This window comes from Streptomyces sp. Root1304 (assembly GCF_001426405.1).
Taxonomy (GTDB): Bacteria; Actinomycetota; Actinomycetes; order Streptomycetales; family Streptomycetaceae; genus Streptomyces.
The window spans coordinates 1-23,980 of record NZ_LMEP01000010.1; the positions used below are offsets into that span (position 1 = coordinate 1).

The following is a 23,980-nucleotide window of genomic DNA, read 5'->3' on the forward strand; positions in this document are numbered from 1 at the left end:
GACTCGCCCACGGCTACCACCACCAACCCACCACCACCGCCACCCACTTCACCCCCAACCCCTACGGACCCCCCGGCACCCGCCTCTACCGCACCGGAGACCTGGTCCGGCGCAGGGCGGACGGCGCCCTCGAATACCTCGGGCGCGCCGACGAGCAGGTGAAGATACGCGGCTTCCGCGTCGAGCCGGCGGAGGTCGAGGCGGCCCTCCTCGGTGACGACTCCGTGGCCCAGGCGACGGTCCTGGTCCGCACCGACGGAGGAAGCGCGGGAAGGAACACCGGCGGGAGCGCCGGGGAGGACTCCGGGGAGCGCTCCGGGGCGGGCTCCCGAGGGGGCGAGAAGATCCTCGTCGCGTACGTCGTCGCCGACCCGGCCGGCCCCGCCGTCGACGCGCTCGCCCTGCGGGAGCGGCTGCGCGGTCTCCTTCCCGAGCACCTCGTGCCCGCCAGGATCGCCGTCCTCGACCGACTGCCGCTGACCGCCAACGGCAAGATCGACAAGCGGGCCCTGCCCCGGGTCGACGCCCCGTCCCGCGCCGCCGGTGAAGGACGCGCCCCGCGCACGCCGGTCGAGCGGACCCTGTGCGCCCTGTTCGCGGACGTGCTCGACGCGGGTCCCGTCTCCGTGGACGACAACTTCTTCGACCTCGGCGGGCACTCCCTCCTCGCCGCCCGCCTCACCGGCCGCGTCGCGACCGCGCTCGACTCCGTCCTCACCACCCGGCTCACCACCCGTGACGTCTTCCTCAACCCCACCCCCGCGGCCCTCGCCGCGCACGTGACGGCCCGGAGCGCCGCTCCGGCCAAGCGGGCCAGGCCCGCGCTGCGCCGCCGTACCCCCGGCGACACCCACACCGATCGGAGAAGTTCATGACCCACGACCCGCGCCCCGCGCCCGAGGACGTCGTCTGGGACCTGCCCGGCAGCGGGCCGCACCGGCTCTCGCTCCTGGTCCTCCCCCACGCGGGCGGCAACGCCCACGCGTACGCCGAGTGGCGGGCGCACCTCCCGGCGGACGTACGCCTGCTCATCGGCCAGTACCCGGGGCGCGGCGCACGCTTCTCCGAGGACCTTCCGGAGTCGGTGGACGACCTGTCCGGGCCGGTGGTGGAGGCGCTGCCGGCCGACGCGGGCGAGCTGGTGGTGCTCGGCCACAGCATGGGCTCACTGGTCGCGTTCGAGGTCGTCCGCGCCCTCCAGGCGGCCGGCCGCACCCCTCGCGCCCTGATCGCCTCGGCCTGCCGGGCCCCGTTCCTGGCGAACCCGTGCGCCGTGCATCCCGAACTCCTCGACGACGACGCCCTGGTGGCGGCCATCAAGGAGCGCGGCGGCACCGACGACTCGATCCTCGACGAACCGGAGCTGCGGGAGATCGTGCTGCCGTCGATCCGCGCGGACTTCGCGATCGACGACGTCTACCGCTGCGCCGATCCGGCGGCCCGGGTGGACTGCCCGGTCACCGTCATCGGCGGCGACGCCGATCCGGTGGCGCCGGCGGAGAACCTGCGCCACTGGGGCGAGGTCACCGAGCACGCCTTCACGACGGAGGTGCTGCCCGGCGGTCACTTCTACTTCCAGCAGCAGCTGGACGCCTTCTTCGCCCTGGTGAACCCGGTGCTCGACGCCGCCGTCGCCCCGGCCCCGGCTCCGAGCGCCGTCTGAGCACACGTCCGCCCGCTCGCTCGTACGCCACATCCCCGCCCCTCGCGCCCGTATGCCGTACCCCCGCCTCCCCGCGCCCGAACACCGCACGACCTCCCCCGCTTCCCTTCCGCACCCACCGATCCGAGGACTCCCATGACCACCTACGCCGAATCGACCACGGCGCCCGCGCTCGACGTCGTCCGCGAACCCGGCAAGCCCGTCGTCGTCCACACCCCCGCCTTCGGTTCCATGGCCGAGGCCGCCGCCTGGCTCGACAGCCGGCGGGAGGACGTGCGGGCCGAACTGCACCGTTCCGGTGCCGTCCTGCTCCGGGGGCTGCCCGTCACCGACGCGGCCGACTTCGCCCGTGCCCGGGACGCCCTGATCCGTGAGCGCGCCGGGTACAAGGAGAAGGCCACCCCGCGCACCGACTTCGGCGAGGGCGTGTTCTCCTCCACGGACCTGCCGGCCGTCCAGCCGATCCGGCTGCACAACGAGAACAGCTACACCCTGGACTTCCCCGGCGTGCTCCTCTTCGGCTGCGTCACCGCACCCGCCGAGGGCGGGGCCACCACGGTCGGCGACATGCGCGAGGCCCTGCGGCTGCTCCCGCCGGAACTGGCCGAGCGCTTCGCGCGGGCCGGCTGGCTCCTCGTGCGCAACTACTCCGAGCTGGCCGGTCTCCCCTGGTACAAGACCTTCGCGACCGAGGACAGGTCGGTGGCCGAGGCCTACTGCCGGGAGAACACCGTCGGCTACGAGTGGCTGGACGACGACTCGATGCGCACGACCCAGCGCCGCTCGGCCATCGTCACCCACCCGGCGACCGGCGAGAAGGTCTGGTTCAACCACTTCGCGTTCTGGAACGCCCGCACCCTCGACGAGGACGTCCGCGAGGTCCTGCTCGACACGTACGGCGAGGACGGTCTGCCCTTCTCCACCTCTCTGGGTGACGGCACCTCGCTGACCGACGCCGAGGTCGACACGATCAACGACGTGTACGACCGGGTCACCGTGCGCGAGACCTGGCAGCGCGGCGACCTGATGCTCGTCGACAACATCCTGTGCGCCCACGGCCGCGAGGCCTACGCGGGCGACCGGAAGATCCTCGTCGCCATGGGCGAACCGGTCGCACTGGCCGACTGCCGCCCGGAGACCGCCCCTTCGACCGCCCTGTACGGGGAGTGAGCCCGAGATGACCACCGTTCTGCCCGCACCGGCCGCCACCATGACCGGCCCCGCTACCGCTTCCGCCGTCGCCGTCTCCTCCCCTTCCCCGGCCGCCGCCGCCCGACCGGACGATCTGCTCACCCGCCTCGCCGGCGTTCCCGGTGGCCGTACCGCCGTGGTCGCCGCCGACCGCGAGCTGGACTTCGCCGCGCTGCGTGCCGAGGCCGCCCGGATCGCCGGCCGGCTCGCCGGCCTCGGGGTCGGCCCGGAGAGCGTGGTCGCGCTCTGCCTGCCGCGCGGGGCGGACCTCGTCGCCGCGCTCATCGGCACCCTCACCGCCGGGGCCGCCTATCTGCCCGTCGACCCGAACCTGCCGGCCGACCGGCGCCGGTACCTGGTCGAGGACGCCCGCGCCGACCTCGTCGTGACGGCCGGCCCCGGGGCCGAGCCGCTCACCGAGGGCGTGCCGCATCCGACGGTCGCCGAGCTGAGCGCGCCCACGGCCGGGTCCGAGACGTTCCGGCCGGTCCCGGTGCCCGCCGACGCGCTCGCCTACGTCATCTACACCTCCGGCTCGACCGGGCGCCCCAAGGGCGTGGAGGTCGACAGGGCCGCCGCGGCCGCGCTGCTCACGGAGCTGGAGGAGGCGGGCGTCGCCGTCACCGACGGCGGCCGGGTGGGCTGGAACGCGTCCCCGTCCTTCGACGCCTCCGTGCAGCAGTGGGTCCGGCTGTGCCGCGGGGACGCCCTGGTGATGATCGACGAGGAGACCCGGCGGGACCCGGCGCTGCTCGCCGCGTTCGTGGACGCGCAGGCGCTCACGGACCTGGACCTCACGCCCTCGCACGCCGACCCCCTGCTCGACCTGCTCACCGCCGACGGCGGACCGCGCCCGCTCACCCTCCTCGTGGGCGGCGAGGCGGTCTCCCCCGCGCTGTGGGACCGCATCGCCGGGCTCGGTGCCGCCGGAACGATACGGGCGGTGAACCTGTACGGGCCCACCGAGTGCACGGTCGACTCCACCGCCGGATGGATCGAGGGGCCGGGCCGGCAGCCGCACATCGGGACCGTGCTGCCGGGCCTGCGGATGCGGCTCCTCGACGAGCGGCTCCGGCCGGTGGCCGAGGGCGCGACCGGGGAGCTGTACCTCGCCGGGCCCCGGGTGGCCCGGGGCTACCGTCGGCGCCCGGCTCTGACGGCGGACCGGTTCGTCCCGGACGTCCAGGACCCGACGGGCGGCGGACGGATGTACCGGACCGGTGACCTGTGCCGGATGCTCCCGGACGGGAGCCTCGTGTACCTGGGCCGTGCCGACGGCCAGGTGAAGCTGCGAGGTCACCGGATCGAACTTCCCGAGATCGAGGCCGCGTTGACGCGCTGCGCCGGGGTGGCCGAGGCCGCCGTGGTCGTACGGGAGGACCCGGCCGGAACTCCAGGCCTGGCCGCGTACTACCGGCTCGCGGGCGACGCCGGGGTGACGGCGGAGGGGCTGCGCGAGCTGCTCGCGGCCGAACTGCCCGCGTACATGGTGCCGTCGGCGTTCATGGCGATGGACCGCTTCCCGACGACGCCGAACGGCAAGCTGGACCGGGCCGCGCTGCCCGCCCCGGCGGCCGGGACGGCCGTGGCGGCCGACTCCGCCGCCATGGACGAACTGTCGGGCACGGTCGAGCGGTTGATCGGCGGGGTGTGGGCGACGGTGCTCGGCGCCCCGCGGATCGGCCCCCAGGACAACTTCTTCAAGCTGGGCGGGCATTCGCTGCTCGCGATCAAGCTCGTGTCGCGGGTCCGGGCCGAGCTGAAGGTGGCGCTTCCCGTCAAGGCCGTCTACGCCAACCCGCGCCTGCGCGACCTGGCCGGGTACATCGAGGAACTGCTCGCCACCACCGAGGACGCCTGAGCCCTCGCCGGGCCCGCCCTCCGGGCACGACCCAGCCCCTCCCCTCCCCTCTCCCGTTCTCGCTCCTTCACCCCCGAGGATGACCGTGATCCCCCTGTCCTTCGCCCAGCGCCGTCTGTGGTTCCTGAACCGGCTCGACGGCCCGTCCTCCACGTACAACGCGCCGGTCGTGCTGCGGCTCGACGGGGTCCCGGAGCTGCCGGCGCTCCGGGCGGCGCTCGGGGATCTCGCCCGGCGGCACGAGGTGCTGCGCACGGTGTTCCCGGCCGGCCCGGACGGGGAGCCGTACCAGGACGTCGTGGCCGAGCCGGACATCACCCTGGCGGTACGGGAGTGCCCGGCGGCCTCGCTGGAGGAGACGGTGGCCGGCTTCGGCCGGGAGACCTTCGACATCGGCTCCCAACTGCCTTTCCGTGCGGCCCTGTTCCTGCCCGAGGGCGGACCGGGTTCGGTTCTGGTCCTGCTGCTCCACCATGTGGCCACGGACGGGTGGTCGCTGCGGCCGCTGCTCCGGGACCTGGCGGAGGCGTACGCGGCCCGGCTCGCCGGGGCGGCGCCCGCGCAGGAGGAGCTGCCGGTCCGGTACACCGACTACTCGCTGTGGCAGCACGAGGTCCTCGGGGACCCGGCCGACCCCGACAGTCTGGCCCGCGAGCAGCTCGACCACTGGGCGGCGGCCCTGGAGGGACTGCCGCCGGTGACGCCGCTCCCCGCCGACCGGCCCCGGCCGACGGAGCCCAGCCACCGGGGCGGGACCGTCACCGCCGAGGTCGGCGCCGATGCGCACCGGGGGCTGCTGGGCCTGGCCCGGGAGACGGGGGCGAGCCTGTTCATGGTGGTCAGGGCGGCCCTCGCCGCGGCCCTTTCGGCGGCGGGCGCGGGCGAGGACATCGCGATCGGGACGCCGGTCGCGGGACGGCCCGAGGAGGATCTGTACGACCTGGTCGGGTTCTTCGTGAACTCGCTGGCCCTGCGCACGGACCTGTCCGGTGATCCCACGGTCGCGGACCTGGTGGGGCGGGTGCGGGGCACCGACCTCGCGGCGTACGCGAACGAGGAGCTGCCGTTCGACCTCCTCGTGGAGCATCTCAACCCCGACCGGTCGCTCTCCCACCACCCCTTCTTCCAGGTGATGTTGAGCATGCAGAGCGCCGACGCCCCGGCGTCCGTGGCGCTCGGCCCGGTCGAGGGGACGGTGGAGACCTCGGACCTGGCCGCGGCCAAGTTCGACCTGACGGTGGTGTGCGCCGAGCGACAGGGACCGGCGGGCGGCCCCGATGGTCTGGAGGTCGGCGTCCAGTACGCGACGGACCTCTTCGACGAAGGGACCGCGCGTCTCCTCCTCGACCTGTACGTCCGCGCGCTCACCGCCTTCGCGGGCCGTCCCGGCGCCCGGCTGGGGGAACTCGCCCTGGCCGACGAGGAGGAGCGGGCGGCGCTCACGGCCCGGCACGAGCGGCTGGCCGCCGCCGAGGCGGAACGGCTCGCCGCGGAATCGGGGGCGGCCGTCGCCTCGGATGCCGAGGTGTCCCTCAGCCCGCTCGCGGAGATCCTGTGCGGTCTGTTCGCGGAGGTCCTCGGCCTCGAACGGGTCGGCGCCGACGACAACTTCTTCCGGTCGGGCGGGCATTCGCTGCTCGCCGGCAGGCTGATGAACCGGGTCCGCGCGACGCTCGGCCGGGAGGCCGGCATCCGGGACCTGTTCCTGGCGCCGACGCCCGCCGGTCTGGCCCGCCGCATGGAGGAACAGGGCGGCGGCGGGGCGCGTCCGGCGCTGCGTCCGGTCCCGGCGGCCGAGCGGCCCGCACGGATGCCGCTCTCGTACGCCCAGCGGAGCCTGTGGTTCGTGGGTCAGCTGGAGGGCCGCAGCTCCACGTACAACATCCCGCTGGTCCGCAGGCTGGACCGGCCGCTCGTGCCGGACGCGTTCGCGGCGGCGCTGGCGGACGTGGCGGAACGGCACGAGGTGCTGCGGACGGTCTATCCGACGGTCGCGGGAGAGCCGTACCAGGAGATCCGCCCGGGCGTACGGCCCGACCTCGGCCTCGTCCGGGCCGGGGACGCGGCGGAGCTGGCGGCCGCGGTGGACGGGGCGGCCGGGCACGTCTTCGACCTGACGACGGAGATCCCCTTCCGGGCCACCCTGATCGACTGCGCGGAGGACGGCGGCCAGGTCCTGGTGCTGCTCGTGCATCACATCGCGGGGGACGGCTGGTCCACCGACCGGCTGCTCGCCGACCTGTCCGAGGCGTACGAGGCGCGGCTCGCGGGCCGTGACCCGGGCTGGGAGCCGCTGCCGGTCCAGTACGCCGACTACACGCTCTGGCAGCGCGACCTCCTCGGCGACGGAGCGGAAGGTCTCCTCGGGACCCAACTGGCTCACTGGAAGGAGGCCTTGGACGGCCTTCCGCCGCTGATCGCGCTGCCCACCGACCGGCCGCGCCCCGCCGAACCCACCCATCGGGGCGCCCTGGCCCCCTTCCGTCTGGACGCGGAGACCCATCGGGCCCTGGCGCGCAGGGCGCTCGCCACCGGAACGACCCTGTTCATGGTGGTGCAGGCCGCGCTCGTGGCGCTGCTGAGCCGCCACGGCGCCGGTCCCGATGTCGCCGTGGGCACCACGGTGGCCGGGCGTGGTGACGACGCCCTGCACCGGCTCGCCGGCTTCTTCGTGAACACGCTGGTCCTCCGTACCTCCACGGAGGGCGATCCGCGCTTCACCGAACTGCTCGACCGGGTCAGGGAGGCCGACCTGACGGCCTTCGGCCACCAGGACGTGCCCTTCGACCGGCTGGTGGAGCACCTGAACCCGCACCGGTCCTCCGCCCACCACCCGCTGGTTCAGGTGATGCTCCAGGTGCACACGGCCGGGGGCGCGGCGCCGGACACGGCGCTGTCGGGCACGCCGGTCCCGTTCGGGGCGCACACCGCGAAGACGGACCTGACCTTCGCGCTGACGGCGGGCCGCGACCGGTCCGGGGAGCCCGGGGAGCTGACCGGGGTCCTGGAGTACGCGACGGACCTCTTCGGTCCGGACACCGCCGCGCTGCTCACGGAGCGGCTGGTCGCGACCCTCGGGGCGGTCGCGGCCGACCCCGGGCAGCGGGTGGAGGACCTGGTGTACGGCGATCCGGCGGGCGGCGCCCTCGGTGCCGACGCGGCCGGCGACCTCCTCCTCGACCGGCGGCTGCGGCCGGTGCCGGTCGGGGTGCCGGGCGAGCTGTACGAGCGCGGTGCGGCGCCGGTCCCCACGGGGCGGCGGGGCGTACGCGGCACCGACGGTGTCCTGCGCGTCCTCGGGGACACCACGGTGGGCGGCTACGTCGTGGAGCCCGGACGGGTGGAGGCGGCGCTCACCGCGCACCCCGCCGTGTCGGAGGCCGTCACCGCCGTCCGCGGGGACCGGCTGCTCGCCTATGCGGTCGGTCGGCCCGGCGCCGCGACGGCCGACGGGCCCGCGCTGCGGTCCTGGGTGGCCGAGCGGCTGCCGGAGTATCTGGTCCCGGCCTCGGTGGTGGTGCTGCCCGCGCTGCCCCTGACTCCGGACGGTCGTCCCGATGTCGACGCCCTCCCGGAACCCGGGCAGGAGCCGGCCGCGAAGGCCTCCTCGGGCGCGGCGCCGTGGGAGGAGCGGGTCGGCGCGCTGTTCTCGGAGCTGCTCGACGGGCGCGCGGTGGGCCCGGACGACAACTTCTTCCGGGTGGGCGGGCATTCGCTGCTCGCGGTGCAGCTGGTGAACCGGGTGCGGGCGGATCTCGGCCGCGAGATCACCCTGCGCGAGGTGTTCCGTCATCCCACGGTGGCGGCGCTGGCAGCGCGCCTCGCCGAGCCGGCCGCGCAGACCCCGCCGAAGGCGCCGGCGCTGCGGCGCCGAACGCGGGGCGGGGCGCGGGTGCCCACCGCCTGACGGGGGGGCTCGTTCGAGTGGCTCTAGCCTGAATTCATGCAGCACGGTCGTCGGCGGGATCGGCGTCCGGCCCGCCGAGCGGGTCGGGCGCCGGTCCCGTTTCCGTCGGCGCCGGTGGTGGTCGCGGGCGCCCGGGTCGTGCTGGTCGGGTACTTCTCCGCGAAGGAGAAGCACTTCGGGGCGCTGATGGACGCCGCCGCAGAGGCGTTGAGCGGGCGCGGGGCGCGGGTCCTGGGCCGGTTCACGCAGCGGCGCGGGGTCTCGGACGGCGGGGTCGCGAGGATGGCGCTGCCGTTCTCCTCGCGGACGCTGCTGCGTCAGGGGAAGGTCCGCGAGGTGGCCGAGGCCTGTGCGCGGTCCGGCGCCGACGCGGTGGTGTTCCTGCCGTCGCTGACGGAGCGTCAACGCCGGGCGCTGACGGACGCGCTCGGCTGCCCGGCGGTGGGTCTGGACAAGGTGTTGGGCGGCGGCTGACCCCGATGGGGGCGGCCGGGCGTCGCGGGCTTCTCACGGGCAGAGAGACGAGTTCCGGTGGCTCTTCGGTCGGCGTCACCGCCCCTCCTGAGGTAGTTCCCGGCGGCAGTATCCCCCCGCGATTCTGCCGCGGGGACTGCCCGCTCCCCCGGCGCCCCGCGCCTAGCGTGGAGGCACGGAGGCGAGTGGCACGGACGACGCCCCCGGCCCCGCCCCCATCCCGTTCCCGCCTGGAGGATTCACGATGCCCGCACCCGAGCCGATGTTCCTCGACGGCGGCCCCGCGGTGCGGCCCGCGCCGCGCGTGCTCGACCTGCTCGACGCGCGGGTCGCCGCGGACCCCGGGCGGCTCGCGCTCGTGCACGGCGACGAGCGGCTGACGTACGGCGAGCTGGCCGTGGCGGTGGCCGAACGGGCCTCCGAGCTGGCCGCGCAGGGGGCGGCCGCCGGCCGTCTGGTCGCGGTGCACCGGCCGCGCGGCGTACGGGCGATCGTCGGTCTGCTCGCGGTGCTGAGGACCGGCGCGGCGTATCTGCCCCTGGACATCCAGGCCCCGGACGCCCGCAACGCCGCGATCCTCGCCGACGCCTGCGGGACCGACGCGCCGGAGCCGGCGGAGGTCGCCGCGCGGGGCGAGCTGGTGCTCGGCGGGCCGGGCGCCCCCGAGGACGCGGCGTACGTCATCTACACCTCGGGCTCGACGGGGACGCCCAACGGCGTGGTCGTCGGCCACGGTTCGCTCGCCCACTTCGTGGCCGGGGCGACTCCCGCGTACGGGATCGACGGCGAGGCTCGGGTGCTGCAGTTCAGCCCGCTGCACTTCGACGCCAGCGTGCAGGAGATCTTCTGCACGCTCGGCGCCGGCGGGGTCCTGGTGCTCCGCACCGACGACATGCTCGACGTACGGGACCTGCTCGCGGGCTGCGCCGCCCACGCGGTGAGCGTCCTCGACCTGCCCGCCGCCTACTGGCACGAGCTGGTCTACGCCCTCGACGCGGGGCTCGTCACCCTTCCGGACTGCCTGCGCACGGTCCTGATCTACGGCGAGGCGGCGCTGCCCGAGCGGGTGGCGCAGTGGTGCCGGACGGTGCGCGGACGGGTCCGCCTGCTCAATGTGTACGGTCCGACGGAGACCACGGTCGTCGCCACGGTCGCCGATCTGTCCGGGTACGACGGGGGTCCGGTGCCGATCGGCCGGCCGCTGCCCGGCGTCCGGGGCGCCCTCGTCGACGGCGAGCTCTGGCTGCTCGGCGGGGGTCTGACGCTGGGATACCTGGGAAGGCCGGAGCTGAACGCGCGCCGGTTCACCACGCTGGGCGGCGAGCGCGCCTACCGGACCGGGGACGTGGCGAGCTTCCGCGCCGACGGCCAGATCGACTACCACGGCCGTGTCGACGACGAGGTGAAGATCGGCGGCCAGCGGATCGACCCGGCCTCGGTGGAGTCGGTGCTCTCCGGCCACCCGGAGGTCCGGGAGGTGGCCGTCGTCGCCCAGGAGGCGGAGGCGGGCGTGAAGCGGCTCGTCGCCTTCGCCGTGGTCGAGCCGGGGGTCGGCGCCGAGGAACTCCGGGATCTGGTACGGGAGTCGATGCCGGCCGCCGCCGTGCCGAGCACGGTCGCGCTGGTGCCCGAGCTGCCCCGGACGAGTTCGGGGAAGATCGCCCGGAAGGTGCTGCGGACCACCGACCCCTGCCCGCCGCTGGTCCTCCTCGACGAGGCCGACCGGGTTCCGCTGTCGGCCGCGCAGCGCCGGCTGTGGCTCCTCGGCCGCATGGAGGGCCCCTCGGCGACGTACAACATGCCCGTCGTGGTGGAGCTGGACGGGCTGCCGGACACCGCCGCCCTATCCACAGCGCTCACGGACCTCGTCGAGCGCCACGAGGTGCTGCGGACGGTGTTCCCGGCCGCCGAGGGCGAGCCGTACCAGCACGTCCTGGACGTCGCCGCGCCGGTCTTCACGGTCGAGCGGTGCACTCCGGAGGAACTGGCCGGGCGGGTGGCCGCGCGGACCGCCGAGCCCTTCGACCTCACCCGCGAGCGGCCCTTCCGGGCCCGCCTCATCGACAGCGGGGACGGCCGGTCCACGCTCGTGCTGCTGCTGCACCACGTGGCCGGTGACGGCTGGTCGGTCGAGCCGCTCCTCCGCGACCTGGCGGAGGCCTACACGGCGCGGATCGCGGGCCGGGCCCCCGACCGGGAGCCGCTGCCCGTCCAGTACGCCGACTACACGCTCTGGCAGCACGAACTCCTCGGCGACGCCCGCGATCCCGAGAGCCTGGCGTCCCGTCAGCTCGCCCACTGGCAGCGCGCCTTGGCCGGAATCCCGGCCGACACGCGCCTGCCCTTCGACCGGCCGCGCCCCGCCGAGCCCTCCCACGAGGGTGCCACGGTCACCGCCCGGCTCGATCCGGACACCCAGGACCGGCTCGCCGCGCTCGCGGCCGGGCACGGCGCCAGCATGCTGATGGTGCTCCAGGCGGCGCTCGCCGTGACGCTGGCCGCCACCGGCTCCGGCACCGACGTACCGCTCGGCACCCCGGTGGCAGGCCGCTCCGACGAGGCCCTGGGCGATCTCGTGGGCTTCTTCGTCAACACACTGGTCCTGCGGACCGACACCTCGGGCGAGCCGACCTTCGGGGAGCTGATCGACCGGGTCCGGGACGCCGACCTCGCCGCGTACGCCCATCAGGAACTCCCCTTCGACGTCCTGGTGGAGCAGCTCAACCCCGAGCGGTCCCTCGGCCGGCACCCGCTGTTCCAGGTGATGCTGACCGTGCAGGGCGGCGCGCCGGGCGGGGAGCGCGCGTGTGCCCTCGGCGGCCTCGGCGGGCGCTTCGCGGACAGTGGTCTGCGGGTCGCCAAGTTCGATCTGATGGCCTCGTGCTTCGACGGCCGGGACGGGGCGGGGAACGCGGACGGGCTGGAGATCTGGCTCCAGTACGCGACCGACCTCTTCGACGAGCCGACCGCCCGGCTGCTGCTCGACGTGTTCGAGCGGGTGCTGCGCGCCTGCGCCGCCGAGCCGGGCGCCCGTCCCGCCGAGCTGCCCCTGCTGTCGGCGGATGACGCGGCCGGGCTCGAAGCGCGCCGCACGGCCGTCGCCGAGCTGGGCGCCGCCCGCGAGGCGGCGGAGGCGCGGAGCGCCGGGGACGGCTCGGGACCGGCCGCCGCCGCGCACCAGGAGGCTCTTCGGGAGCTGTTCGCGGAGGTGCTCGGCGTCGAACGGGTGGGCGCCGACGAGGACTTCTTCTCCATCGGTGGTCACTCCATGTCGGGGGTGCGTCTCTGCAACCGCATCCGCGCGCTCCTCGGCGTCGAGGTCCGCATCCGGGATCTGTTCCTCGCACCGAGCCCGGCCCGGCTGGCGCGCCGGATCGAGGAGGGCGGGGAAGGCACGGACGGTACGGCGGGCCCGGACGCCTCCTCCGGCGCGGGGGCCCCGGGCCCGGACGGCTCCGGCCCCGAGGGCGCGCACGGGACCTCTTCCGAGGGAGCGGCCACCGTCCGCGCCGGGCTCGTTCGCGGCCCGCTCGTCCGGGCCGCCCGGCGACCCGAGCGCCTGCCGCTGTCGTACGCGCAGCGCCGTCTGTGGTTCGTGAACGAGCTGGAGGGGGCGGGCCCCTCGTACAACATCCCGATCGTGCTCCGGCCGGCCCGGCCTCTTGAGCCCTCCGCTCTCGCCGCGGCGCTCGCGGACGTCGCCGCCCGGCACGAGGTGCTGCGGACGGTCTACCCGGCGGTCGAGGGCGAGCCGTACCAGCACGTCCTGGAGGGCGTCCGGCCCGTCCTGGAGGTCGCGGAGGTGCCCGCGGCCGGGCTCGACGAGGCGCTCGCCTCGGCCGCCCGGCACGTGTTCGACCTGGCGCGGGACGTTCCCCTGCGGGCGTGGCTGATCTCGCCCGACGACGGCGGCGGCCAGGTGCTCGCGCTGCTCCTGCACCACATCGCCGGTGACGGCTGGTCCACCGGTCCCCTGCTCGCCGATCTGTCCCTGGCCTACTCCGCCCGCCTGGACGGCCGCGCTCCCGGCTGGGAGCGGCTGCCGGTGCAGTACGCCGACTACACGCTCTGGCAGCTCGACGCGGCGCGCGACGGCCGGAGCGAGCGGGATCTCGCCTTCTGGGAGCGGCAGTTGGCGGGGATGCCGCCGGTCCTCGAACTGCCGGTCGCCCGCACCCGACCGGCCGAGGCGACCCACCGGGGCGCCCGTGTCCCGCTGGACGTGGCCCCGGAGGTCCACGCGGCGCTGACGCGGCTGGCGCGGGAGACCGGCACCACCCTGTTCATGGTGGTGCAGGCGGCGCTCGCCGCCACCCTCACCCGGCACGGCGCGGGCACCGACCTGCCGCTCGGCACGATGGCCGCGGGACGGGAGGACGAGGCGCTCGGCGGTCTCGTCGGCTTCTTCGTCAACACCCTGGTGCTGCGCACCGACACCTCCGGCGATCCGTCGTTCCGGGAGCTGCTCGGCCGGGTCAGGGAGACCGACCTCGCCGCGTACGCCCATCAGGAGCTGCCGTTCGACCGGCTGGTCGAGCACCTCAACCCGCGCCGGTCCACCGCCCATCACCCGCTGGTCCAGGTGATCGTGCAGCTGCACCAGGACTACACGGCGGGGCTGGGGGACGCCGCGCTCGCCGGCACCCCGGTTCCGGTGGAGAACGGTTCCACCAAGTTCGACATGACGCTCGCCCTGTGGGAGACCCACGGCGCGGACGGGGCCCCCGCCGGCCTCTCCGGTGGCCTGGAGTACGCCACCGACCTGTACGACGAGTCCACGGCCGGACTGCTCGCCCGCCGGATCGGGGCGACCCTGGAGGCGGTGGCGGCCGATCCCGCCCTGCGGGTGGGCGAGTTGGGGCGACTGTCGCCCGAGGAACGGCGGCTGCTCGTCGAGGAGCACAACGACACCGCGCACGACACCGCCGCCGAGGGGCCGTTCGGCCCGGGTCCGGTCCACGCCCTGCTCGCCGAGCGGGCCCGCCGTACGCCCGACGCCCCCGCCGTGACCTTCGGCGCGCGGACCCTGACGTACGCCGAGCTGGACGCGCGGGCCGATGCCCTGGCGCACCGGCTGATCGCCTCCGCGCCCGGTCCGCGCCCGGCCGTGGGCGTACTCCTGGAGCGCGGTCCACTGCTGGTCGTGGCCGCGCTCGCCGTCCTCAAGTCCGGTGCGGCGTACGTCCCCTTGGACCCGGCGCTGCCGGAGGCCCGGATCGCGATGATGCTCGCCGACTCGGGGGCGTGTGCGCTGGTCACGGACTCCTCGCTCGGGGACGCGGCCCCGGTGGTGGCGGCGGGTGCGGCGGGGCTGCCGGTCGTCGTGGCCGACGCTCCCGGCGAAAGGGCTTCCGCGCCGGGTGCTCCCGGTGTTCCGGTCGCCGCCGACGACCTCATGTACATCATGTTCACCTCGGGTTCCACCGGCCGGCCCAAGGGCGTCGGGGTCACCCACGCCAACGTGACCGCGCTCGCCGCCGACCGCGAGTGGAACGTCGCCCGTCACGCCCGGATGCTGGTGCACTCGGCGATCGGCTTCGACGCCTCCACGTACGAGCTGTGGGTGCCGCTGCTGCACGGCGGCGAGCTGGTGATCGCCCCCGGCGACGGCGCCGACCTGGCCGAGCTCGACCGCACCGTCCGGGCCCACGGGGTCACCGCCGCCTACTTCACGATGGGCCTGTTCCATGTGATGGCCGACGAGGGCCTGGACACCCTGCGCCTGCTCAAGGAGGTCTGGACGGGCGGGGACACGGCCTCCCCGAGCGCGCTGCGCCGGGTCCTCGCGCACTGCCCGGACACCGTCCTCGTCCACTCCTACGGCCCGACGGAGACCACCTTCGCCTCGCACAACCAGCGGTTCGGCACGGCGGACCGGGAGCTGCCCGGGGTGTACCTGGGGCGCCCGATGGACAACACCCGCGGCTACGTCCTGGACGAGCGGCTGCGTCCCGTGCCGCCGGGGGTGCCGGGAGAGCTGTACCTCGCGGGTTCCCATGTGGCCCGGGGGTACGTGGGGCGGCCGGCGCTCACGGCGGAGCGTTTCGTGCCGGACGCGTACGGCGCGGGTGAGCGGATGTACCGCACCGGCGACCTGGTGTGCTGGACGCCGGGGGGCGAGCTGCGGTTCCTCGGCCGCGCCGACGGCCAGGTGAAGCTGCGCGGCTTCCGCATCGAGCCCGGGGAGACCGAGGAGGCGCTCGCCCGCCACCCCGCCGTCGGACAGGCCGTGGTCGTCGTCCGCGAGGACCGGCCGGGCGAGAAGGAACTCGTCGGCTACGTGGTCCCCCGCGCCGGGGGAACGGTCACCGGGGCCGAGGTCCTGGCCGTGGCGGCCGCCGAACTGCCCGCGCACCTGGTGCCCGCCGCCGTCGTCGTCCTCGACGCCGTACCGCTGACCGTCAACGGCAAGCCGGACCGCCGGGCCCTGCCGGCCCCCGAGCGGCGCGCCGCCACGACGGCGGGACGCCGCCCCCGGAGCGCCCGCGAGGAGGTCCTGTGCGGCCTGTTCGCGGAGATCCTCGGTGTGCCGGAGGTCGGCATCGACGACAACTTCTTCACCCTGGGCGGTCATTCGCTCCTGGGGGTGCGGCTGGTGAGCCGGATGCGGACGGTCCTCGGCGTGGAGCGCGGGATCCGCGACCTCTTCCGCACCCCGACGGTCGCCGGGCTGCTCCGGGCGCACGAGGAGGAGGGCTCCGACGGCGGCGCCATGGGGGTGCTGCTGCCGCTGAGCACGCGGGGCCGCCGGCGTCCGCTGTTCTGCGTGCACCCGGGGACGGGGGTGGGCTGGTCGTACGCGGGCCTCGCCCGGCACCTCGGCGACGACCAGCCGCTGTACGCGCTCCAGGCCCGCGCCCTGGGCGAACCGGGGTACGCGCCGGGGAGCGTGGAGGAGATGGCCGAGGAGTACGTGGAGCGCGTGCGGCTCGTGCAGCCCTGGGGGCCGTACCGGCTGCTCGGCTGGTCCTTCGGCGGCACGGTGGCGCACGCCATGGCCGTACGGCTCGCGGAGCTCGGCGAGCGGGTGGAGCTGCTCGCCCTGATGGACGTCCACCGGACCGGCCCCGGCACCCCCGGTCACGCCCGGGCCCTGGCGGACGCGGCCGGCGGGCCCGATCCGTCGGACCCGGTGGCGGTCGCCGCCGCGATCGATGCGCTGCGCCGGGAGGACCCGGTGCTCGCCGGGTTCACCGACGCGGAGCTGCGGGCGGTGGCGGGCGCCTCCCGCACCCACGGGGAGCTGATGAGCCGGTACGTGCCCCGGCGGGCCGCCACGGACACGGTGTTCTTCACCGCGCACCGGGCCGGCGAGGCCCCGGGAGAACTCGCGGATTCCTGGCGCCCGTTCCTCGAAGGCCCCCTGGAGAACCATTCCGTCGATTCCACCCACCTCGCCATGACGGAACCCGAAGCGCTGCGGACCATCGGCCGCACGCTCGCCCGGAAGCTCGATTCCTTCAGCATTTCGCACACGCACTGAAATCCCGTCCGAAGAAACCCGAAGAATTCAAGGAGACCGAGATGACGAACCCCTTCGACGACGCCGACGGTATCTTCCACGTCGTGGTGAACGACGAGGGCCAGCACGCCCTGTGGCCGACGTTCGCGGACGTTCCCGCAGGCTGGGAGGTCGTCCTTGAGGCGGCCGGCCGCGCGGACGCGCTCGCCTACGTCGAGCGGAACTGGACGGACATCCGGCCGAAGAGCCTCGTCGCGCAGTACGCGTGACACGTTCGCGCACGACACTTCTCCGCCGACCGCGAAGAAGGAAGGGCCGGGCCCCGCGGATTCCCGCGGGGCCCGGCCCTTTTCCGATTCCCGACTTCCGATCACTGCCGTCGAACTGCCGCTCCAACTTCCCCCCGCGCCGCTTGTCGAATTCTAGGGTGAAGCCATGAAGATTCTGCTGACCGGCACCGCATCCGATTCCCACACATGGAATCTGGTCTATCTGGAGCTCCTCATGGAGGAGCTCGGGCACCGGGTCGTCAACCTCGGCCCGTGTGTGACGGACGACCGCCTGGCCGCCGCGTGCCACACGCACACGCCCGGCCTGGTGGTCATCAGCAGCGTCAACGGGCACGGCTACCGCGACGGCCTGTCGGCCGTGCGCCGGCTCCGCACGGAGCCCGGCCTCGGCACGACGCCCGTCGTCATCGGCGGCAAGCTCGGGGTCGCCGGGACCCGGGACCCCGAGCGGGCGGCCCGTCTCCTCGAAGCCGGCTGCGACGCGGTGTTCGACGACGGGGACGTCGACGGGCTCCGTACCCTCGTCGCCGCTCTCGACCGCTCCCGCGCCCTGCGGGTCACGGCATGACCAGCGGCATCCTGGCCCCGTCCGCCCGGCGGGGGACGGCCGGTCCGGCCGACTCCCCGGGGGTGCCCGCCGCCCGCTCCTTCGGGGCGTTCGTGGCGGCGGCGGCCGCCGACGGCCGGCTCGTCGTCCAGCCCCGGATGGGCTTCGGCGACCCGCACCTGATGCGGGCGGGCCTGGAGCGCACCAAGGCCGCCGCGGCCACCACCGTCGGCACCCTCACCATCGACAGCTACACCCGGGTGGGCGACGCGGCGGGCGCCCGCGCCTCCCTGGCGGAGGGGGTGCCGCTCAACGGCTACCCGATCGCCAGCCACCCCACGGCCCTTACCCGCGACCTCCTCGACGGTCTGCTCGACGCGACCTTCCCCGTCCAGGTCCGGCACGGCTCCTCGCGGCCCGAGGCGATCATCCGCGCGCTGGCCGCGGCGGGCCTGGACGCCACCGAGGGCGGCCCGGTCTCGTACTGCCTGCCCTACGGCCGCACCCCGCTCGCCGAGTCGGTCGACAACTGGGCGCGCGGCTGCGAGCTGCTCGCGTCCCTGGTCCCCGAACCCCGGGTGCCGCACCTGGAGACCTTCGGCGGCTGCATGCTCGGCCAGCTCTGTCCGCCGGGGCTGCTCGTGGCGCTCAGCCTCCTGGAGGGACTGTTCTTCGCCCGGCACGGCATCCGCAGCGTCTCGCTGAGCTACGCCCAGCAGACCGACCCGGTCCAGGACGAGGAGGCGGTACGGGCGCTGCGCCGGCTCGCCGCGGAGTTCCTCCCGGCCGAGGTGGACCGGCACGTGGTGCTCTACACGTACATGGGGGTCTTCCCCCGGACCGCGCACGGCGCGACCCGGCTCCTGGAGGCCTCCGCCCGGCTCGCGGTCCGGTCCGGGGCGCACCGGCTGATCGTGAAGACGGCGGCCGAGGCCCACCGCATCCCGACCGTCGACGAGAACGTCCGCGCGCTGGAGACGGCCGCGTCCACGGCCGTCCTGACGGAGCACCCGGCCGGTGGCGACGCCGGGCCGGACGGCGCCGACAGCGAGGTGTACGCGGAGGCCCGCGCGCTCGTCGAAGCGGTCCTCGACCTCGACGCCGACCTCGGCCGGGCGCTGCGGACCGCGTTCGCCCGCGGCCACCTCGACGTCCCGTACTGCCTGCACCCCGACAACGCGGGCCGGGCGCGCAGCTTCGTCGACGACCGCGGCCGGCTGCGCTGGGCGGACGCGGGGGCGATGCCGGTGGCGCCGTCCCTGGTCGCCGGCGCCCGGTCGGCGCTCACCTCGGACGGGCTGCTCACCGCCCTGCACGGGGTGGCCGCCCGCTTCGACACGGCGCGCGACGACACGGCCGACTGCCGCTGAACCCGCCGCGCGCCGACCCGGCCCACCCCGAGCGCACCGAAGCGCACCTCACTCCACCGCCCGTCCCGAGCGAACCGCGCGCACCTCATCCCACCGCCCGACCCTCCGAACGGAGTCGTCCCATGGAACAGCCCACTCCCCACCCCGCCCCCGCCCCCCAGTCCCCGCCGCCCCTCGGCGAGCACCTGCGTTCCTCCCGGTTGCGCGCCGCGATGCTGGTCCAGCAGGAAGCCCTGTACGCGGCGCGGGAGTTCCTGCGCGGCGAGGGGTTCACCGAGCTGCTGCCGCCGCTGGTCGGGCCGGTCACGGACCCGGGCGGGCGCGGCGCGAAGGCCCTGGACGTGGACTACTACGGGCACCCGTACAAGCTGATGACCAGCGCGATCCTCTACAAGCAGGCCTCGCTGCACGGCTTCCCCAAGCTTTTCTACATCGCCCCCAACGTGCGTGTGGAGCCGGAGGAGACCGCGTCGACGGGCCGGCATCTCGTCGAGTTCCACCAGATCGACGTGGAGATCGCCGGGGCGAGCCGGGAGGACGCGCAGGACGTGGCCGCCGGGATGCTCACCCACATCGTCGAGCACGTGTGGACGGCCGTTCCCGAGGTGCTGGCCGAACTCGGCCGGGACGAGCTGGACTTCGCCGAACTCCGTACGGGCAAGTTCGACGCCTGCAGCCACGAGGAGGCGGTCAGCCGCCTGGTCAACGGCGGGCATCCGCAGAGCCCGGACGCCGAGATCGACTGGACGGGCGAGCGCATCCTCTCCCTGGAGGCCGACCGGCCCTTCTTCGTCAACGACTACCCCAAGGGCTCGCGCGGCTTCTACGACCGCGAGGACCCCGAGAACCCGGGCGTGCTGCGGAACTTCGACCTGCTCGCGCACGGCGGCTACGGCGAGCTGGTGAGCGGCAGCGAGCGCGAGGCCGACTACGCCACGATCGTCACCCGGATGCGCGAGAGCGGCGAGAACCCGGCCAAGTACGCCTGGTACCTCGACCTGGCGCGCGAGGGCATCCCGGCCAGCGCCGGCTTCGGCATGGGCCTCCAGCGGCTCGTCCGCTTCCTCACCGGGCTCGACTCGCTCTGGCAGGTCAGCGCCTACCCGAAGCTCCCCGGGGTGGTGGCTCCGTGAGCGGGCTGCGGGCGGCGGGCTTCCCCGAGGGCGCGGTGCGCGCGCGGGCCCGGCACGGCACGGCGGAGGTGTTCCCTCCGGCCGACGGCTACGGCGCGGAGCTGTACGGCCAGACCGGCGGCGCGCCAACGGGCGGACAGGCGGACGCGGGGCTCCCGGCTCCGCGGCCGGACGCCCTGGACCGGGCGCGGATCGCTCCGCCGGTGTTCATGCCCCGGCGGCTGGAGAAGCTGATCGAGCTGGGCCGTGAACCGGGCCACGACGACGTGGAGCTGCGTACCGACGTGGGCGGGTTCGCCAGTGAACTCCCGCTGTTCCTCTCGGCGTTCGGCTCCACCCGGGCGGGCAGCGGTGACCTGGGCGTGGCCGCGAGCCGGCAGGCGGCGCGGCTCGGCATCCCCATGGTGATCGGCGAGAACATGGTGCCGGTGCACGGCTACCGGCGCGGTGCGGGGGACGGCGTGCGCTCGGCGCTGCTCGCCCGGATCGCCGCGTACACGGAGTGCGTGGCCGACGGGGTCGGCGGGGTGGTGGTCCAGCAGTCCACCGAGGACGCCGACTCGGAGGTGTGGAACCTGGTCTACAGCGACCCGGGGACCCGGCCGCTGCTCGATTCGGGGCGGCTCGCCTTCGAGCTGAAGACCGGCCAGGGGGCCAAGCCGGGCCTGGGCGGGATGACGGTCGTCGGCCGGGCCGACGCCGAGCGTCTCGCGGGCCGGTTCACGGTCCGCGACGTCCTCGGCGACGGTGACGGGGACGGGGAGGACGGCGGTCACCGGTTGCGCTGTGCCACTCCCGGCACCTTCACCGAGGAGATCGTCCGCCAGCAGCTGCGGTTCATGCGGAACAACTTCCCCAAGGCCCGCACCTGGGTGAAGTTCCACCCGGGCCGGGACGTGGCCCGAGCGGCGGCGACCGCCTGGCGGGCCGGCGCGGACGCCGTCACCGTCGACGGCGCCGAGGGCGGGACGGGCTGGGCGCCCCGGGTCTTCCTGGACCAGGTCGGCCTGAGCCTGGCGGACTGCCTGCGGCTGATCGCCGCCTCGGGCGGGCGTCCCGAGGGCACCCACGGGTGCCTGCTCGCCACCGGCCGCATGTGGGAGGGCGGCAGGGCGGTACGGGCCCTCGCCCTCGGCGCCCGTGCGGTGGGCCTCGGCCGGGCGGCCCTGATCGCGGTGGACGAGGACCCCGGGAACGGCCTCGTACGGCTGGCCGAGGCGCTGGCCCTGGAGACGCGGCTGCTGGTGAGTGCCCTCGGCAAGTACGCGGCTGACGCCCTCGGGCCGGAGGACCTCTGGTGGCCGGGCGCCCCCTTCGCCGCCCCCGGGGCGGACGTGCCGGTCCCGGCGTCCCTGGACGCGGGCGGCTCCGGAGGGCCGTCGTGACCGCCCCGACGGCACCGTGTCCCGGCGGGGACGGCCGCGGGCCGGGAGGCCGAAGGCCCGGCGGGCACCCCGGCTCCGGTGGTACGGGGAGGGGCGGCGACGCGGGTCTCGGCACCGTGCGCGCGCGGTTCGCGCTCTCCGAACTGCCGGTGGTCATCGTGTGCCCCGAGCGCGCCGGACCGGCTTGCGCCGCGGCCGGGCGGGCCCTCCGCGCGGCGGGCCGGGGCTATCTGGGGGGCCGGCTGGAGCTCCGCACCCGGGGGCCCGCCCCGCGCACGGCCCGTCAGGCGGCCGCCCTGGTCGCCGCGGAGGAGCGGGCGGCGGCGCTCGCCGTGGCCTCGGCACTGCGCGGCGGCCCGGGCACGGCGCGGCTGAGGGTCCGCCCGCGCGGCTGAACGCACGGGCGCGCACGTACCCCCGTTCCGCACGACCGCCACTGACCGCACCCCGCACCCCGCACCCCGCACCCCGCACCCCGCACCCCGCACGACAATCCCCCCCTTCCCGAAGACCGCGTGACACCGAGAGAAAGAGCACCCATGGCCACGACATCCCCGGCGACCGTGCACTGGGGCAAGGTGGGCGCCCTCGTGGGCGGCCAGGCCGCGGTACAGGGCGGCAGTTTCGCCCTGCTCATCGCCATGAACTGGACGGCCGTCCAGCTCGGGGGCACCCGGGCCGTCACCCTCCTGATGCTGGCGGCAACCGTCCCCCGGGCCCTGATGCTGATCTTCGGGGGCGCCGTCGCGGACGTCCTCGGCCCCCGGATCGTCATCCTGCGGGCCACGTCGGCGCGCGTGGCCGTCCTGGCGGCGGGCGCCCTGGTGGTGGCCGAGACCGACCGGCTCTGGCCGCTCGCGCTCGTCGCCGTCATCGAGGGATCGCTGCTCGGTCTGACCGGTCCCGCGTCCGGGGTGCTCCTGCCGCACTTCGCCGCCCGCGAGCACCTGGCCCGCGCCAATTCGCTGTACGGGATGGTCCTCCGGGTCGCACCGATCGCCGGCGCGCCCGCAGGGGCCTGGCTCATCACCGTGGGGCACCTGTGGGTGGCGCTCGCGGTGGCGGCGGGAAGCTGCGCCGTGTGGCTGCTGTGCGCCCAGTACGTCACCCGGGGCTTCACCCGGCCGCGCCGGGAGCCCGGGGTGTCGCTGGTCAAGCGGTCCGGTGACGGCTTCCGGCTGCTGGCGGCGCATCCCCGGCTGCGCTGGATGTTCCTGGCCTCCTTCACCATGGACCTGGCCTTCAGCTGGCCGGCCGAGGTCGCGCTGCCGCTGCTCGTCACCGATCACGGCTGGGGGGTCGGCGCGGTCGGTGGCGTGCTCGCCTGTTTCGGTGCGGGAGCCCTCGCTTCGAGCGCACTCGGCGCGGCCTTCGCGCACCGCATCCCGCTCTTCGCCCGCCTGGTGGTGAGCGGCGCGGGGCTGGCCGCGGGCATCGTGGTGATGGCCCTGATGCCGTCCGTGGCCACGCTGGCGGCGGTGGCCGCGGGGGTGGGCCTGCTGTCCGGTCTCAACGGTCCGGCAATCGTGACGGTCTATCAGCAGGCTTCTCCCGAGGGCCACATGGGGGCGGCGATGTCCACCCTCGCCCTGGCCGGCATCGGTACGGCGCCGGTGTCCATCGCCCTCTTCAGCACGGTCTCGCTGGGCCTCGGGGTCCAGCAGACCTGGCTGCTCTGCGGCGCGGTGGCCGTGCTCTCCCCGGTCTTCGCGCTGTTCGCGCTGCGCGCCCCGGCCTCGGCCGACGTACCGGCCGCCGCCGTTCCCGTTCCCGACGACTCTCCCGCCACGGTGTGAGGACGCCATGACCGAACTGATCACCACGTCACCTCCGAAGCCCCCGCCGTCCCCGCTCGCGGCCGCCCCCGCACCCGCGCTGGTGCCCGCCTCGCTGGCCGCCGTGTACGTGGCTCCGCCGCCCGCCTCCACGCCGGGGCCCGGCGCGCCGCAGGTGTGGCTGGTCGACACGGCCTCCCACCGGGTCACCGCGGCCAGGTACGCCCCGTCCCTGCTGGACCGTCAGGAGCTGGCCCGGGCCGCGGAGTTCCTGCGGGAGGCGGACCGGGACGCGTACCTCTGCGCCCATGTGGGTCTGCGCCGGCTCCTGGGCGCGTACCTCGGCCTCGCACCCCGTGAGGTGACCGTCTCGCGCGCCCCGTGCCCGGGGTGCGGGGAACCGCACGGCCGGCCGGTGCTGCCGGGGGACGCGCTGCACTTCTCGCTCTCCCACTGCGAGGGGCTGAGCCTGCTGGCCTTCGCGACCAGGCCGGTGGGCGTGGACGTGGAGGCGGTGCCGCCGCCGGAGACGATCGCCGAGACGGCCGACGTGCTGCACCCCCGGGAGGCGGCGGAACTGGCCGCGCTGCCCGAGGCCGAACGCGCCCTCGCCTTCACCCGGGTGTGGACGCGCAAGGAGGCGTACCTGAAGGGTCTGGGGGTGGGTCTGTCCGAGGATCCGGCCGCGGACTACGTGGGTTCGGGGCCGGTGCCCGCGGCGCCGCCCGGCTGGTCCCTCACCGACGTCCTCGTCCCTTCGGGACACTGCGCGGCGGTGGCCCTGAGCCTGCCGTGAGGGGCGGGGCCCCGGTGGCCGGCCGTGAACCCGGCCGGCCACCGCGGGCGACGGGCCCTTCCCCGACGGCTTGTTCTCGCCCTCACCGGTCCGGAACCCGCTGTTCGCGGCTCGCGCCCGGTGATC

15 protein-coding genes are annotated in these 23,980 nt (G+C 75.3%); all 15 read left to right on the forward strand.

Translation table 11 applies throughout. The features are described 5' to 3' along the window. A partial coding sequence (locus tag ASD33_RS12435) for a phosphopantetheine-binding protein (RefSeq protein WP_157870035.1) occupies positions 1-875 on the forward strand: 875 nt, incomplete at its 5' end. Continuing rightward, the gene (locus ASD33_RS12440; RefSeq protein ID WP_056557895.1) at positions 872-1,663 is read left to right on the forward strand and encodes an alpha/beta fold hydrolase; all 792 of its coding nucleotides are present in this window, start codon (positions 872-874) and stop codon (positions 1,661-1,663) included. The genes ASD33_RS12435 and ASD33_RS12440, both read left to right, overlap by 4 nt. Before the next feature lie 135 nt (positions 1,664-1,798). Further along, complete coding sequence (locus ASD33_RS12445) at positions 1,799-2,833, forward strand: TauD/TfdA family dioxygenase (protein WP_056557897.1); 1,035 nt, start codon at positions 1,799-1,801, stop codon at positions 2,831-2,833. 7 nt (positions 2,834-2,840) lie between these two features. Next, positions 2,841-4,715 carry a non-ribosomal peptide synthetase gene (locus ASD33_RS12450; protein WP_056557899.1) on the forward strand — a complete coding sequence of 625 codons (1,875 nt, stop codon included), beginning with the start codon at positions 2,841-2,843 and terminating at the stop codon, positions 4,713-4,715. 79 nt (positions 4,716-4,794) lie between these two features. Continuing rightward, positions 4,795-8,622, forward strand: a complete 3,828-nt coding sequence (locus ASD33_RS12455; RefSeq protein WP_242426968.1) for a condensation domain-containing protein — start codon at positions 4,795-4,797, stop codon at positions 8,620-8,622. Between the two features lie 114 nt (positions 8,623-8,736). Next, complete coding sequence (locus ASD33_RS12460; RefSeq protein WP_242426969.1) at positions 8,737-9,096, forward strand: hypothetical protein; 360 nt, start codon at positions 8,737-8,739, stop codon at positions 9,094-9,096. A 244-nt stretch (positions 9,097-9,340) separates the two neighbouring features. Then, positions 9,341-16,579, forward strand: coding sequence for a non-ribosomal peptide synthetase (locus ASD33_RS12465; RefSeq protein ID WP_056557901.1), 7,239 nt, complete (start codon positions 9,341-9,343; stop codon positions 16,577-16,579). Positions 16,580-16,620: 41 nt separating this feature from the next. Further along, positions 16,621-16,827, forward strand: coding sequence for an MbtH family protein (locus tag ASD33_RS12470; protein WP_056557903.1), 207 nt, complete (start codon positions 16,621-16,623; stop codon positions 16,825-16,827). A gap of 166 nt (positions 16,828-16,993) precedes the next feature. Continuing rightward, a complete protein-coding gene (locus ASD33_RS12475) occupies positions 16,994-17,416 on the forward strand; it encodes a cobalamin-dependent protein (protein ID WP_056557905.1) in 423 nt (140 codons plus the stop codon). Next, positions 17,413-18,765, forward strand: coding sequence for a methylaspartate mutase (locus tag ASD33_RS12480; RefSeq protein WP_079044731.1), 1,353 nt, complete (start codon positions 17,413-17,415; stop codon positions 18,763-18,765). Before ASD33_RS12475 ends, ASD33_RS12480 begins: the two co-directional genes overlap by 4 nt. A 122-nt stretch (positions 18,766-18,887) precedes the next feature. Further along, positions 18,888-19,898 carry an asparagine synthetase A gene (locus tag ASD33_RS12485; RefSeq protein WP_056557907.1) on the forward strand — a complete coding sequence of 337 codons (1,011 nt, stop codon included), beginning with the start codon at positions 18,888-18,890 and terminating at the stop codon, positions 19,896-19,898. Next, positions 19,895-21,283, forward strand: coding sequence for a glutamate synthase-related protein (locus ASD33_RS12490; protein WP_056557909.1), 1,389 nt, complete (start codon positions 19,895-19,897; stop codon positions 21,281-21,283). Before ASD33_RS12485 ends, ASD33_RS12490 begins: the two co-directional genes overlap by 4 nt. A 116-nt stretch (positions 21,284-21,399) precedes the next feature. Continuing rightward, positions 21,400-21,678 (forward strand): hypothetical protein, encoded by a 279-nt coding sequence (locus ASD33_RS12495; RefSeq protein ID WP_056557911.1) that lies wholly within the window; start codon positions 21,400-21,402, stop codon positions 21,676-21,678. A 144-nt stretch (positions 21,679-21,822) separates the two neighbouring features. Next, positions 21,823-23,079, forward strand: coding sequence for an MFS transporter (locus tag ASD33_RS12500; protein WP_056557913.1), 1,257 nt, complete (start codon positions 21,823-21,825; stop codon positions 23,077-23,079). Between the two features lie 7 nt (positions 23,080-23,086). Then, positions 23,087-23,854 carry a 4'-phosphopantetheinyl transferase superfamily protein gene (locus ASD33_RS12505; RefSeq protein WP_079044732.1) on the forward strand — a complete coding sequence of 256 codons (768 nt, stop codon included), beginning with the start codon at positions 23,087-23,089 and terminating at the stop codon, positions 23,852-23,854. Positions 23,855-23,980: the final 126 nt, after the last annotated feature.

Coding starts and splice junctions, on each gene's coding strand:
- ASD33_RS12505 (WP_079044732.1), top strand. CDS start 23,087: ATGACCGAACTGATCACCACGTCACCTCCGAAGCCCCCGCCGTCCCCG.
- ASD33_RS12450 (WP_056557899.1), top strand. CDS start 2,841: ATGACCACCGTTCTGCCCGCACCGGCCGCCACCATGACCGGCCCCGCT.
- ASD33_RS12500 (WP_056557913.1), top strand. CDS start 21,823: ATGGCCACGACATCCCCGGCGACCGTGCACTGGGGCAAGGTGGGCGCC.
- ASD33_RS12440 (WP_056557895.1), top strand. CDS start 872: ATGACCCACGACCCGCGCCCCGCGCCCGAGGACGTCGTCTGGGACCTG.
- ASD33_RS12480 (WP_079044731.1), top strand. CDS start 17,413: ATGACCAGCGGCATCCTGGCCCCGTCCGCCCGGCGGGGGACGGCCGGT.
- ASD33_RS12485 (WP_056557907.1), top strand. CDS start 18,888: ATGGAACAGCCCACTCCCCACCCCGCCCCCGCCCCCCAGTCCCCGCCG.
- ASD33_RS12455 (WP_242426968.1), top strand. CDS start 4,795: ATGACCGTGATCCCCCTGTCCTTCGCCCAGCGCCGTCTGTGGTTCCTG.
- ASD33_RS12445 (WP_056557897.1), top strand. CDS start 1,799: ATGACCACCTACGCCGAATCGACCACGGCGCCCGCGCTCGACGTCGTC.
- ASD33_RS12475 (WP_056557905.1), top strand. CDS start 16,994: ATGAAGATTCTGCTGACCGGCACCGCATCCGATTCCCACACATGGAAT.
- ASD33_RS12465 (WP_056557901.1), top strand. CDS start 9,341: ATGCCCGCACCCGAGCCGATGTTCCTCGACGGCGGCCCCGCGGTGCGG.
- ASD33_RS12470 (WP_056557903.1), top strand. CDS start 16,621: ATGACGAACCCCTTCGACGACGCCGACGGTATCTTCCACGTCGTGGTG.